Below are 13,950 nucleotides of genomic sequence, written 5' to 3'. Positions count from 1 at the left end.
ACGAGCCGTCTCATCCTTAGGGTGAGACGGTTTTTAAATGAAAGGAGTGGGGAAGGGTGGCAACCAGCGCGCGCGTACGTCGAATATTGGATGCGATAGCGGAAATGTTTCCTGACGCGCATTGCGAGTTACATCATGCAAATCCGTTCGAATTAACGATTGCGGTTCTCTTATCCGCTCAATGCACGGATGAGACTGTGAACAAAGTGACGGCAACGTTATTTGAGAAATATAAAAAGCCGGAAGATTATATAGCGGTTCCGCTGGAAGAATTGGAATCAGATATTCGGCGCATCGGATTGTTCCGGAATAAGGCTAAAAATATTCAAAAGCTTTGTCACATGCTGATTGACAAGTACAATGGCGAAGTGCCGCAAGAGCATGCGTTGTTGACGGAACTTCCGGGAGTCGGACGGAAGACGGCCAATGTCGTCGTATCCAATGCGTTCGGCGTTCCTGCGATGGCGGTGGATACGCATGTCGAGCGGGTCTCGAAACGGCTGAAGCTGGCCGATGAGGCAGACAGCGTGTTGGAGGTAGAGAAGAAGCTGATGCGGAAAGTGCCCCGGGATGAATGGACGATTACGCATCATCGGTTAATCTTTTTTGGACGTTATCATTGCAAAGCGCAATCTCCGCGGTGCGAAATGTGCCCGCTGATCGATTGCTGTCGAGTGGGGAAAGCACGTATGAAAGCGACCAAACCGAGAAAGACTGGAAAATAAATGAATACGGATGGGAGTCGGTCGTGATGAAATGCATTTCAGTTTATACTAATGATTTTGAACAGTTCTCTGATATTTATGAAAAGGTGATTCAAACTCCTCTTCAAGATGACGAAGAGCGGGAAATTGACGGCATTACGATATATGGAGCAGGTGAGGTGCCTGAGCAATATGTGGAACGCATGCGGCAAAAACGGGATGTCGTGGTCATGCGGGTGAAAGATCAAGACATAACGATTCTGCAGCACGGAGAACAGTTCGAAATCATTCTCCCCAAACAGCAAAATATGGTACACTAGAAACCGAGTCAAAGGCAAAAAGAGGAAGCCGAGGACTCGGTTTTTTCTATAGATATGGTCATCGGGGGATGCAGATGGTAAAAAAGATGAATCACGAGCATTGGAGTGCAGCAGACGCACCAGCAAAGGATGGCGCAGATTCGCTTGCAGTATGGTTACAGGAAACAGCAAATGCGATGGAACGGGCCGGCGATTCGCTGCAGAGCGCGAAGATGCGGGAGCTGCTTGCGAAATGGCAGGAACAAACGTTAATGATGACTTTTTGCGGGCATTTCTCTGCAGGGAAATCGACCGTTATCAATCGGTTGTGCGGCAGAGACCTGCTGCCGTCGAGTCCCATACCGACCAGCGCCAATGTCGTGACCGTACGCTACGGCGACAGCCGTGCCGAGGTCATTCGCAGGAGCGCAGCCAGTGAGGCTCAATCAGCCGATACGGTTCCGTTAGAACGGTTGGCGGAAGTATGCCGCGATGGCGAGACGGTAGAGCGGGTCATTTTATATGATACGGTGGAATGGCTTATGGATGGGGTCGCCCTGCTGGATACGCCTGGAGTGGATTCCACGGACGAATCACATCGGGCGGCTACGGAAGCCGCGATGCATTTGGCTGATGTCGTATTTTATGTGACGGATTATAATCACGTCCAATCTGAATATAACTTCGCCTTCGCCAAGGAAGTGGCGGATGCGGGCAAGCCGCTCGTGTGGATCGTCAATCAAATCGATAAGCACCGGGAGCAGGAGCTTGCTTTTGCCGCGTATCAAGACGATGTGAACCGCGCTCTGGAAGCTTGGCAGCTGCATCCGGCCGCCGTCTTCTTCGTTACGTTGAAGGAGCCCGGCCATCCGCTTAATGAGTGGATGGCGCTCGAGCGCTATTTGCGGCAGAGCGTTCAAGATCGGGAGCGGCTTGTCAGATATGGCGTAGAGCAGGCCGCGCGTGAATTAATCGAAGCGCATGCGAGGCAGTTGTCAGAGCCGCTTGAACATGAGCGCCGATCGTGGGTGGAGCAGGCGGGCGGCGCAGAAGCGGTTGCGGGCTTGCGCGAGGAGCATGCTCGATTGACAGCGCAGCTGGATGAAGCCGAGCGGCAGGCAGATGCGATTAAGGCGTCGTTTCAGACGGCCGTGCAGAAGCTGCTGCGCGACGCGAATCTTACGCCGGCAGTAACGCGCGATATGGCGCAGACGTACTTAGAGACGCTGAAGCCAGGATTTAAGGTCGGGCTGTTCTTTACAGCCGCCAAGACCATCGCCGAGCGAGAGCGCCGGCTGCAAGCCTTCGGGGCCTTATGGAAGGAAGGCCTGCGCGCGAATGCGGAAGTGCACGTCATCCAGCTGGTGCGGGAGCTGGCTCGTCAAGCGGGAGCGGATGAGCTGTCTGCGCAAGCGGAGATGGAAGCGGCGCTGCCGCAGCTGAAGGAAGCATGGCTGCAGCAGGAGGTTCAGCCTGGCGCATGGGGGACGGCAGAGTATACGCTGACCTACAGCCGAGCCATCAGCGAGGAAGCGAAGGCGCTGCTGCGGCGGGCGGTGATGAAGCAGGCGGAGCCTTACTTGGACGCGCTCGGTGTGCAGTATGGCGCGCAAGCTGGCGAGCTGCGGAACAGAAAGGCGAAGCTTGACGCAGAATTAGAGGCGGATAGCCGCATCGCGGAACGCGAGCGTGAGCTACGGGATACAGCAGAGCGCTTGCTGCGCTCATGGGATAACATGCGCGCAAGCAGGGTGTCCTCAGACGGATTGGCGGCGTTGCTGCCGCAGCGCGAGTACGATAAGGCAGAAGAGAACGCTCTGCTTCTCAGACAGCCTGACACGGCGTTTGTCGAGCGCGAGCCCAATTCTGATGCATCTTCTCCTGAACCGGTGAACCCGGCGCTAGCAAGCGGTCTCGGCGCGCTGTCGCATCCGCCGGAGTCAGACCGCGCGCCGCGGCCTGCAGCGGATGCAAGCCAGGCCCGCCGCAGGCTGCTGGAAGCCGCAATGCGGCTCAAGCACGCGGCTGACGCGCTCGAACGGCTTCCTGCCGTCCAGCCGCTCGCGCAGGACTTGCGCGACAAGGCGGAGCGGCTCGATACGAACCGCTTCACCGTCGCGTTGTTCGGGGCGTTCAGCGCCGGCAAGTCCTCCTTCGCGAACGCCCTTATGGGCCGAGACGCCTTGCCGGTCTCGCCTAATCCGACGACCGCCGCCATCAATACGATTGCGGCGCCGACGGACGCGCACCCGCATGGCACGGCGCGCGTCACGATGAAGAGCGAAGCGAAGATGCTGGCTGATCTTCGCTTCGCATTGGAAAGCATGGGCGAGGCTAACGCATCCGCAATGAGCATGGATAAGGCGCTCACCGCCATCGAGCGCTACCGCCCGGAAACGCTGCATCCTTCAGGCCGCCCGCATTACAGCTTCATCCAAGCGGTGAAGAGAGGCTACGAGGGCGCACGGGAGCATCTCGGCGAATCCCTGCACGTTAGCGCGGAGGAATATCGGGAGTACGTCAGAGAGGAATGGAAATCCGCCTTCGTGGAACGGATTGATTTGTTTATTGACAGCCCATTGACGGAACAGGGCTTCGTATTCGTCGATACACCGGGAGCGGATTCCATTAACGCCCGCCATACCGGAGTCGCCTTTGAGTATATGAAGAATGCGGACGTCATTTTGTTCGTCACCTATTACAACCATGCTTTCTCGCAGGCGGACCGTCAATTTTTGACCCAGCTCGGGCGGGTAAAGGATGCGTTTGAACTGGATAAAATGTTCTTTGTCGTGAATGCGGCTGACCTCGCTGCTTCTGACGAAGAATTGAACAGCGTCATGGAATATGTGGGCGGGCGCTTGCTAGAGTTCGGAATACGTGAGCCGCGCTTGTTCCCGGTGTCGAGCCTGCAGGCGTTGAAGGCGAAGCTGAGCGGACAAACAGGACCGTTGGAACAGTCAGGAATTGCCGCCTTCGAGGAGGCGTTCATGCGATTTGCTTCCGAGGAGCTGGCCACGCTTAGCGTCGATGCGGCACGGAATGATATGCGGAGAGTGGATTCTCAGCTCAAAGCGATGTGGGACGCTGCGCATGCCGATGCATCAGAGCGGGCGAAGCAGACGGAGCGTATCCGGGCGGCAGAAGCGGAAGCGATCAAACGGTGCGATGAATGGCTGCAGCGCGATGAACGCAAGCGCATCGAACAGGAAGCGGATGAGCTGCTGTATCATGTCCGACAGCGCCTGCAATATCGATTCAACGACGGATTTGCTTACTCATTCAATCCAGCCTCCTTGCGCAAGGATGAACAGAACATCGATATGGCCCTGGAGCGTTGCTACTTGGAATGGTCCCGATCATTTATGAAGGAACTGACGAATGAGCTCTACGCGACAACATTGAGATTGGAACAATCTGCGAAGCGGCTTGCGGCGAGCCACCGTATGCGGCTGGCCGGCATAGTGGAGGAATGTTTGCCGGGCTTTGCTGTGGCCGACGAATCGTTGCCGTCTTGGCCAACGCCAGATGTGACGGAGGGAGACTGGCTGAAGGACATGACGACACGCTGGCTCCGCAGCTTCTTCCGCAGCAGCAAAGCATTCTTTGAAGGCGGGGGACGCGATATGCTGCGGCAGTCATTGGAGGAACGCGCCCTGCAAGCTGTAACATTAGCTGTCCAGGAGCACCGGGAACGGTTTGTTGAGCATATTGCGCGCCATCTTACGGATACGGTCCGGTCGCTTCATTCCGATCTTACTGCCGCTGTGCGCGTATATGCCGACCGGCTGGCGGATGCATCCCGAACCGATTATGATCCAGAGCCGCTGCGAGCCGTCATGAAGGCGATAGAACGTTCATTGGCATGAGATGAATTGTCGAAGTTTCTATATCAAAACAGCATCAATGTTCCTTAAAAGCTTGCCCTGCATGAGCGGGGTAAGCTTTCTTTTATGGATAGCGGTTAGGATCAAAGAAAAACCGACGATTTAAAAGAAACGGTTGGATTCGTTCCAAGTAATCTCGATTTAAGGAAGGATAGTCGATATTATGACGAAATTGCCGTTTTGCCGTTGAATATGCCTGATGATAAACTGCATTACATCTCACGAAGAACGAATAATGGGGAGGAGAAGTCCAATGAACGTCTTCAAGCAGCTCGGCTCGTTTTATTGGCCGAAGAGAGGCCTGCTGTTCGCATCGGTGCTCTGCTTAATGGTCGCGACTGCGCTTGGATTGGTTTATCCCAATCTGCTGCGGATCTTAATCGACGACGTTATAGCAGAAAAGCGGTTCGAATGGGTGCCTTGGCTGGCGTTAACGGTTATTATCGTTGTCAGCATTAAAGGCACCCTGCAATTTTTGCATGGTTTCTTCGGCGGGCGCCTTGGAAACCACGTTGCGTACGAAATGCGCAACGCGTGTTATCGTAAGCTGCAATTTTTGTCGTTCCGCTATTACGACAAAGCGAGGACGGGCGATTTAATGTCTCGTTTGACCGCGGATTTGGAAGCGATTCGCAATTTTGTCGGATTTGGATTTGCGCAAATTTTAAATATGGTGCTGATGGTAGTCTTCGGTGCTGCCATGATGTTTTCCATAGACTGGCAGTTAACGCTAACTACGCTAGTATCGATTCCGCTTCTCGTATTTGTTGCGATGCGTTTCGAATCGAAAATTCATCCGGCGTTTCGCGAAATGCGAATTACATTCAGCCAGTTGACGACAGCCGTACAAGAGAATATTACCGGGGTGCGCACGGTCAAATCGTTTGCCCGCGAGAATTACGAGGTAGAGAAGTTTTCCTCGCGCAACGAAGCGTACAAAGAAAATCAGATTTTCGCCGCCACGTTGTGGGGCCGCTATTTTCCGATTATGGAAATGCTCGCATGCTTCTGTATCGTCTTGCTGCTTGCCATAGGCGGAACGAAAGTCATCAACGGCTCGTTGTCGTTGGGCGGGTTGGTTGCTTTCTTCAGTATGATTTGGTACATCATCGGACCGATGTGGGGAATTGGGTTCCACATTAATAACTATACGCAGTCGAAGGCTTCCGGTGAACGCGTGCTGGAATTGCTGCAGACGCCGATCGACATCGAAAGCCGGTCGAACCTTATTATGCTGGAAGACGATAAGGTTCAAGGCCATGTGAAATTTGATGACGTCACATTCCGTTACGAAGGAGATGCCGACGCGGTCAGTCATATTTCGTTGGATGCCACACCGGGCAAAGTCATCGGATTGCTTGGCGGTACAGGCTCCGGCAAGTCGACCATCATTCAGCTTCTGATGCGTGCTTATGATGTGAAGCAAGGGAAAATTACGCTAGACGGCCACGATATCCGCGACATTGATTTAAAAAGCTTGCGCAGCCAAATGGCGACCGTATTTCAGGAAACGTTCCTGTTCTCATCATCGATTTATAACAATATCGCATATGGCCGTGATGATGTGACGATGGATGATGTCATTCGCGTGGCGAAGCTGGCGAAGGCGCACGAGTTCATCATGGAATTGCCGTTAGGCTACGATACGATTGTCGGAGAGCGCGGAATGGGCTTGTCGGGAGGCCAGAAGCAGCGGATTGCAATCGCGAGGGCACTCTTGAAGGATCCGAAGATTCTTATTTTGGATGACGCGACCAGCGCTGTCGATATGGAGACCGAGCATGAAATCCAAGCCGGCTTTAAAGAAGTCATGAGAGGCCGCACCGTGTTTATTATTGCACACCGTATTTCGTCTTTGCGCCATGCGGACGAGATTATAGTGCTGGAGCAAGGCCGCATTATACAACGCGGGAAGCACGACGATCTCATTCAAGAGCAGGGAACGTACCAAGACGTATTCTACATTCAATACGCAGACAAACTCGAAGGGGAGTCTGAGTCCACGAGAGAGCAGGTGAGAGCATGAGTGGAGGAAACCCATCCGCGGCTGCCGGGCGAAGTTCTGCAGGCCATGGAAGCGTTCACTCTGACGCTGCGGCCGATTCAACGAAGCGTTCGCGCTTCGTCTATCAAGACGATGACGTAATCGAGAAGCCGTTTAACTGGGCGCAGATGCGGCGGCTGCTCGTCTACATGAAGCCGTACAAGCGGCAGCTGCTCCCGGTTCTGATCATCATGATGGTGCTTGGGACAATAACGAAGCTGGCGATACCTTTTCTCATCAGCTATGCGATTGACCACGCCATTCAACCGGCGGACGGCAATCCATCCCTGCGACTGTTGTATATAATCGCGGGGACTGCGCTTGGGCTGTATATCGTGCAGTGGGGGGCTAACACGTTCCGCATCAAATTCATGAACGTGATGGGACAGCGCATCATTTACGATTTGCGTGCCGACTTGTTCAAGCATATTCAGAAGCTGTCCTTTCACTTCTATGACAAAAGACCGGCTGGTTCCGTGCTTGTCCGGGTAACGAATGATGTTAACTCGTTGCAGGAGCTCTTTACGAACGGGGCCGTCAATACATTGATCGATTGCATGCAATTGCTTGGTATTATCATTATTTTGTTGTTCTTGAACCTGCAACTTGCGGTGGCGGTCATGATTACCGTGCCGATTATGTTTCTAGTATCTACGAAGCTGCGCAGACGCATCCGTTTCGCTTGGCAGGATGTGCGGATTAAGCAGTCGCGCATCAATTCGCACTTGAATGAGGCGATCCAAGGTATCCGTGTTACGCAAGCATACACACAAGAGCGAGCAAACATGGATTACTTCGATCATATGAACACCGTCAACAAAAAGTCTTGGGACCGCGCATCCGCGCTGAACCAAACATTCGGCCCGGTTATTGAGCTTACGAGCGCGATTGGCGCATTCGTCCTGTTCATGTACGGTTCCCATCTCATTCAGAGTGATGTAATTACAGTCGGGGTACTGTTTGCGTTTGCACAATACGTGGGTAACTTCTGGGAGCCTATTAACAGATTAGGACAAATGTATTCGCAAATGCTCATCGCGATGGCGTCTTCCGAACGGATCTTCGAGTTCATGGACGAACAGCCGTCTGTGGGCGAAGCGGATCATGCGATGCAGATGCCGCCTGTTCATGGGGATGTGGCATTCGAGAATATTCTGTTCGAATATGAAAAAGGACGTCCGGCGCTGCGCGGCATCTCCTTGTCAGCTGTGGCTGGACAGTCGATAGCGCTGGTAGGACACACTGGTTCCGGGAAGAGCACGATTATTAACTTGCTGTGCCGCTTCTATGATCCAACGGAAGGCCGGGTTATGATTGACGGTTTTGACATCCGGAATGTAACACTGGAAAGCTTGCGTTCCCAGATTGGGATCGTATTGCAGGATACGTTCATTTTTTCCGGCACGATTCGCGATAATATCCGTTTTGGACGACTGGATGCGACGGACGCAGAGGTTGAAGAGGCAGCGAAAGCCGTGTTTGCGCATGATTTTATTGTCAACTTGAAGGATGGCTATGATACGGAAGTGCAGGAGCGGGGAAATGTCCTCTCAATGGGACAGCGCCAGTTGATTTCATTTGCGCGCGCGCTGCTCGCCAATCCTCGTATTCTCATCTTGGATGAGGCGACGGCAAGCATCGATACCGAGACAGAGCTTAAAATTCAAGAAGCGCTGAAGACGCTCCTTGAAGGGCGCACGTCATTCATTATTGCTCACCGCCTATCGACGATTCGGGGCTGCGATAATATCGTCGTTCTGGATCATGGTGTCATTCAGGAGCAAGGCACGCACGAGCAGTTGATGCGCATGCGCGGCACGTACTATGGACTTGTAGCTGCACAATATAAATATATGTAGGCTACCTTCATTGGGTTCATTAAGGCAGACTGACGAAGCGTAATTCGGCGGTCTGCCATTTTTGATTTAAAGTGAGCGGCGCTTCTCTTAGCGATTCGGCCGCTGTGTTCTGCGGAACATGGGACTGTCTTGTTCGTAAAGTTTGCAAATGGATTCCCGAACAGGTAATGTATTGATATATCTTGGTGAATGGGAACTTTGTACGATTTGGGAGGGTGGACATGAACCGCAAATCGACATCACGATTATGGTCATGGATAGCATTGTTCGGCTTATTGTCGACGCTTGTGTTGGCGGGAGGCTTCGGGTTCGGGGTGGCAGACATTTTGTCGCCGGCTTCGGTTCCGTTCACGGAAATGCCGTCGGTCCAAACGCCGCCGGTGAAGAAAACCGCACAAGCGGACGAATGGCTTATCGCGACGATAGGCGATTCTTTGACAAGGGGAACCGGGGACAGTACAGGCGAAGGCTACGTGCGGCGCGCGGTCAAAATGCTGGACAAGGTCCAGGATAAACCGGTTACGCTTTTGAACAATATGGCGGTGAACGGAATGAGGGCCGATCAGTTGTCCGAGCGCTTGAATCAAGAAAGCATCGGCTATGTGCTGAAAAAGGCCAACATCGTTCTGCTTACGATAGGCGGCAACGATCTGTTTCAGAGCGCCCGTTCGGAACAATTCGGGGATAAAGCGATGAATCCGGACACGCTTCTAGCGAAGGCCGAGCAAGGCACTGGGCATTTGAAGACGGTATTGGCAAATATTCGCAAATGGAATCCGGACGCGCTTATTGTGTACATAGGATTGTACAATCCGTTCACGGATTTGGAAGAAATGCGCGAAATCGGCAACAATGTCGTGCAAAAGTGGAATGATGCCGCTTTTCAAATGATTAACAAGGATAAAAATATGATTATGATTCCAACCTTTGATTTGTTTCAGCAAAATATCGGCATGTACCTTTCCTCCGATCACTTTCATCCGAATGGTGATGGCTATCAGGCTATCGCGGAGCGAATCGTGCAAAGCATTCGGTAAAGGAGAAGGAAGGAGGTTCGGCATTTTACATGAACAACGCCGCATCTATCGTATTGTCGGTACAGCAGGTAAAGAAAAAGATCGGCCGGAAGCTGATTATTAAGAACGTCACGTTCGACGTCCGCGCTGGCGAAATATTCGGCTTTCTAGGTCCGAACGGATCTGGTAAGACGACGACGATCCGCATGCTCGTCGATCTGATTAAACCGACAGAAGGGCGAATCCAAGTGTGCGGTTTCGATGTAAACCGCGACCCGGAAAAAGCGCTACGCTATGTCGGCTCCATTGTCGAGAACCCGGAAATGTATAACTTTTTGACAGGCTGGGAAAATTTAGAACATTTCGCGCGGATGGTGCCTGAAATCGGCAAGGACCGCATTCACGAAGTTGTTGAGATTGTCGGGTTATCCAATCGGATTCACGATAAGGTGAAAACTTATTCCTTAGGGATGCGCCAGCGTCTTGGCATAGCCCAAGCGCTGCTGGGCCGTCCGAATTTGCTTATCCTTGACGAGCCTACGAACGGTCTCGATCCGCTCGGAATCAAAGAGCTGCGGGCTTTTATTCGCACATTGGCCGACAGCGGGATGGCCATCTTTGTGTCCAGCCATTTGCTGAGCGAAATTCAGCTCATGTGCGATCGGGTCGCCATCATCAGCCACGGGGAAGTGCTGGCGGTTGACGATGTAAAGCGGCTATTGACCGGACGCAGCCAATTTGTTATTTGGCAGGCGAAGCCGGAAAAGAAGGCGCGAGACATCTTGTCTGCGAGCGGTGCCGTCACGTTCTTCGATCGTGAAGACGGAGCAATCGACGAAGCGGTATTGGTGGGTGTGCCTGATTATGCTATTTTGACGGAGACACAGCCTGAGAGCATTGCCGAGTTGAACCGCAAATTGCTGGAGGCTGGCGTGGAAGTAGAGGGCATTCAGCGCATTATGCCGACTCTGGAGCAGTTATTCCTGGAGATAACGGAGGGAGAACGCATTGAGTAGCTTGCTGCCGCTTATTCAGAATGAAACGATAAAAGTGCTAAAGAAGAAACGGTTCTATGTTGTGCTGCTGATTCTCATTGTTCTCATCCCGGTGTTTACATACGCGCAGATGAAAATTGCCCAGAACAATCGGGAAAAATTCAATCAAGATTGGCGTCTGGAGCTGCAGCAGCGCATCACGGACATTCAGAATACACTCGGCAGCGACCGCGTGCCGGAAGAATGGAAGAAATATCGGCGCATTATTTTGCAGCAATTGCAATATTATTTGGACCATGACGTTAACCCCGATGAGCCGAACGGCGTTACGTTTACGCGCACGTTCATGGATAATGCGGTAACGCTGTTCATACCGCTGCTCGTCATGGCCATTGCGAGCGATATCGTGTCATCCGAGCGCTCCACGGGCACGATCAAGATGCTGTTGACCCGTCCGGTCCGAAGGTGGAAGGTGCTGCTCAGCAAATGGATCGTGCTCATGATGTTCACGGGAATCATCGTCATTCTTACCGCTCTGCTTGCCTATTTAATTTCTGGCATGGTATTTGGCTATGGAGGTTGGACGTTCCCTATCTTTACTGGATTCGCTCTTTCGGGAACGGAGGTAAATTTTGATACGGTCCATATTGTGCCGTCGTGGATGTATATGCTCATGCAATGCGGGCTCATCTGGTTCTCAAGCGTCGTCGTTGCAGCGCTTGGCTTCATGATCTCCGTCCTTGTCCGCAGCACGGCCGCCAGTATTGTAACGTTGATGGCGACGCTTATAGCCGGCAGCATATTGTATAACATGGCTTCATCGTGGCCGGCGGCGAAATATTTATTTATGATCAACTTGAAATTAACGGATTATTTGGCAGGCACACCGGCGCCTGTCGAAGGAATGACCCTCCCTTTTTCACTCGGCGTATTGACCGTTTGGGGGATTGCCGGATTGTTTGTCGCATTCCGTGTCTTTACGAAACAGGACATTTTGAATTAGAATATACAAGAATGCGAAACATCTGTTTGCATCCGGACGATATAATGGTATGGAGGCATACCTTCCTTCGTTCGGACGCGACAGATTTTCTTTTGCCGACGAAAGTTGGAACGCTAAATGTATTGTTGAAGGAGGAGCATGAATGGTCGAGCAAATCGATTCGTTCGGACAGCTACCGGGAAATAAGGGGGCATCGGGCAACCACAATTCAGACTACGGGGCTGACGACATTCAAGTGCTCGAAGGGCTTGTCGCGGTTCGTAAACGGCCGGGGATGTATATTGGAAGTACAAGCTCCTCGGGGCTTCATCATCTGTTATGGGAAATCGTGGACAACGCCGTCGACGAGCATCTCGCCAAATTTTGCTCCCAGATTGATGTGACGGTTCATAAGGACCAGTCGGTCACGGTGCGCGACAATGGCCGTGGAATACCGACCGGAATGCATAAGACAGGAGTGCCGACTCCACAGGTCGTATATACGATTTTGCATGCCGGCGGTAAATTCGGCGGTGCAGGGTATAAGAAATCGGGCGGGCTGCATGGCGTAGGCGCTTCCGTAACGAATGCGTTATCGGAATGGCTTGAGGTTGAGATTTGTCGTGATGGAAAGATCCATCGTTTGCGGTTCGAGACCTGGGTAGATGACGACGGTAAGGAACACGTCGGGGAACCGGTCACCGGACTGGAGATAATCGGGAATACGAACCGCACGGGCACGAAAGTAACATTTAAGCCTGATGCGAAGGTATTTCACGGCAATATACATTTGAATTATGACACTCTTGCCGAGCGTTTGCAGGAGATTGCCTTTTTGAATTCGGGCCTGCAAGTCACATTGAAGGATGAGCGGACGGGGAAGATGGAAACTTTCCTATATGAAGGCGGAGCTAGTGAATTTGTACGGTATTTGAATGAGGACAAAACGGTCCTGCATGATGTCATCCATTTTGTGGCGGAAAAAGACGATATCGAAGTGGAAATTGCGCTTCAATACAATGACGGGTATACGGAGACGTTGGTATCCTTCGTCAACTCTATCCCGACGCGTGGCGGCGGAACGCACGAAACGGGCTTTAAGACCGCTTATACGCGCGTCATGAACGAATATGCCCGGAAAAATGCTCTCCTCAAAGAGAAGGACAAAAACTTGGATGGGAATGACCTGCGCGAAGGCATGATGGCGGTCATTAACGTCAAGATGTCGGACGTGGAATTCGTCGGACAGACGAAGGATCAGCTAGGCAGCGCCACGGCTCGCGGCTCGGTCGATACGCTCGTCTCCGAGAACATGAGCATTTTCTTGGAGGAGAATCCTCAAGTGGCGCAAATGCTCATGAAGAAGGCGATTCAGGCATCGAGGGCACGCGAAGCAGCGCGCAAAGCCCGCGAGGAAATACGGACGGGCAAGAAGCGCAGCGAAAGCTCCAATCTGAATGGCAAGCTGACTCCGGCCCAATCCAAGGATTATACACGCAACGAGCTCTTCATCGTGGAAGGGGATTCCGCGGGCGGATCGGCGAAGCAGGGCAGAGATTCGAAGACGCAGGCTATTTTGCCGTTGAAGGGCAAGCCGATGAATCCGGAGAAGGCGAAGCTCGCCGATATTTTGAAAAATGATGAGTACCGCACCATCATCCACGCGATCGGAGCGGGAGTGGGTCCGGAATTCGAAGTAGAGGAGAGCAATTATGCCAAGGTCATCATTATGACCGATGCCGATACGGATGGGGCGCACATCCAGGTGCTGCTGCTTACTTTCTTCTACCGCTATATGAAGCAGTTGATCGATAACGGGCGGGTATACATTGCGCAGCCGCCGCTGTACAAGATTACGCATAAAAAAGGCAAGCATACGACGATCCGTTATGCTTGGACGGATGAAGAGCTGAACAGCTACTTGAAGCAGTTCGGTCAAAACGCCGAAGTGCAGCGTTACAAAGGTCTCGGCGAGATGAATCCGGATCAGCTGTGGGAGACGACGATGGATCCGGAGACGAGAACGCTGCTGCAGGTGCAAATCGAAGATCCGGCCAAGGCGGAACGGCGCGTTTTGACGCTCATGGGCGACAAGGTAGAGCCACGTAAGCGTTGGATTGTCGAGAACGTCGATTTTACGGAGTTTGAGGAATAGAAAGGTGAG

Annotated in this window: 9 protein-coding genes; all 9 read left to right on the top strand. The window is 52.5% G+C overall.

Features of this window, described 5'->3' with window-relative positions:
- Positions 1-56: 56 nt before the first annotated feature.
- The 9 genes from nth (at position 57) to parE (ending at position 13,941) form a co-directional block, all read left to right on the top strand.
- Positions 57-725, top strand: coding sequence for an endonuclease III (nth, locus tag JSQ80_RS28025; protein ID WP_087435459.1), 669 nt, complete (start codon positions 57-59; stop codon positions 723-725).
- Positions 726-751: 26 nt separating this feature from the next.
- A complete protein-coding gene (locus JSQ80_RS28020; protein WP_087435460.1) occupies positions 752-1,024 on the top strand; it encodes an NAD/NADP transhydrogenase alpha subunit in 273 nt (90 codons plus the stop codon).
- 74 nt (positions 1,025-1,098) lie between these two features.
- Positions 1,099-4,872: a dynamin family protein gene (locus JSQ80_RS28015; RefSeq protein ID WP_206098049.1), complete on the top strand. Its 3,774-nt coding sequence runs from the start codon at positions 1,099-1,101 to the stop codon at positions 4,870-4,872.
- 271 nt (positions 4,873-5,143) lie between these two features.
- Positions 5,144-6,916 (top strand): ABC transporter ATP-binding protein, encoded by a 1,773-nt coding sequence (locus tag JSQ80_RS28010; protein WP_206098048.1) that lies wholly within the window; start codon positions 5,144-5,146, stop codon positions 6,914-6,916.
- Complete coding sequence (locus tag JSQ80_RS28005; RefSeq protein WP_206098047.1) at positions 6,913-8,793, top strand: ABC transporter ATP-binding protein; 1,881 nt, start codon at positions 6,913-6,915, stop codon at positions 8,791-8,793. Before JSQ80_RS28010 ends, JSQ80_RS28005 begins: the two co-directional genes overlap by 4 nt.
- 221 nt (positions 8,794-9,014) lie before the next feature.
- The gene (locus tag JSQ80_RS28000; protein WP_206098046.1) at positions 9,015-9,830 is read left to right on the top strand and encodes a GDSL-type esterase/lipase family protein; all 816 of its coding nucleotides are present in this window, start codon (positions 9,015-9,017) and stop codon (positions 9,828-9,830) included.
- A 29-nt stretch (positions 9,831-9,859) separates the two neighbouring features.
- The gene (locus JSQ80_RS27995; protein ID WP_087435464.1) at positions 9,860-10,825 is read left to right on the top strand and encodes an ABC transporter ATP-binding protein; all 966 of its coding nucleotides are present in this window, start codon (positions 9,860-9,862) and stop codon (positions 10,823-10,825) included.
- Positions 10,818-11,807, top strand: a complete 990-nt coding sequence (locus tag JSQ80_RS27990; protein WP_087435465.1) for an ABC transporter permease — start codon at positions 10,818-10,820, stop codon at positions 11,805-11,807. Before JSQ80_RS27995 ends, JSQ80_RS27990 begins: the two co-directional genes overlap by 8 nt.
- Before the next feature lie 142 nt (positions 11,808-11,949).
- Positions 11,950-13,941 (top strand): DNA topoisomerase IV subunit B, encoded by a 1,992-nt coding sequence (gene parE, locus JSQ80_RS27985; protein WP_206098045.1) that lies wholly within the window; start codon positions 11,950-11,952, stop codon positions 13,939-13,941.
- Positions 13,942-13,950: the final 9 nt, after the last annotated feature.

This window comes from Paenibacillus apiarius, assembly GCF_017052585.1.
GTDB classification, from domain to species: domain Bacteria; phylum Bacillota; class Bacilli; order Paenibacillales; family Paenibacillaceae; genus Paenibacillus_B; species Paenibacillus_B apiarius.
This window is presented reverse-complemented; position numbering and strand designations above follow the sequence as displayed.

Bases quoted from the DNA above. Each gene is read 5' to 3' on its own strand.
- JSQ80_RS28010 (WP_206098048.1), top strand. From the start codon at position 5,144: ATGAACGTCTTCAAGCAGCTCGGCTCGTTTTATTGGCCGAAGAGAGGC.
- JSQ80_RS28000 (WP_206098046.1), top strand. From the start codon at position 9,015: ATGAACCGCAAATCGACATCACGATTATGGTCATGGATAGCATTGTTC.
- parE (WP_206098045.1), top strand. From the start codon at position 11,950: ATGGTCGAGCAAATCGATTCGTTCGGACAGCTACCGGGAAATAAGGGG.
- JSQ80_RS28005 (WP_206098047.1), top strand. From the start codon at position 6,913: ATGAGTGGAGGAAACCCATCCGCGGCTGCCGGGCGAAGTTCTGCAGGC.
- JSQ80_RS28015 (WP_206098049.1), top strand. From the start codon at position 1,099: ATGGTAAAAAAGATGAATCACGAGCATTGGAGTGCAGCAGACGCACCA.
- JSQ80_RS28020 (WP_087435460.1), top strand. From the start codon at position 752: ATGAAATGCATTTCAGTTTATACTAATGATTTTGAACAGTTCTCTGAT.
- JSQ80_RS27995 (WP_087435464.1), top strand. From the start codon at position 9,860: ATGAACAACGCCGCATCTATCGTATTGTCGGTACAGCAGGTAAAGAAA.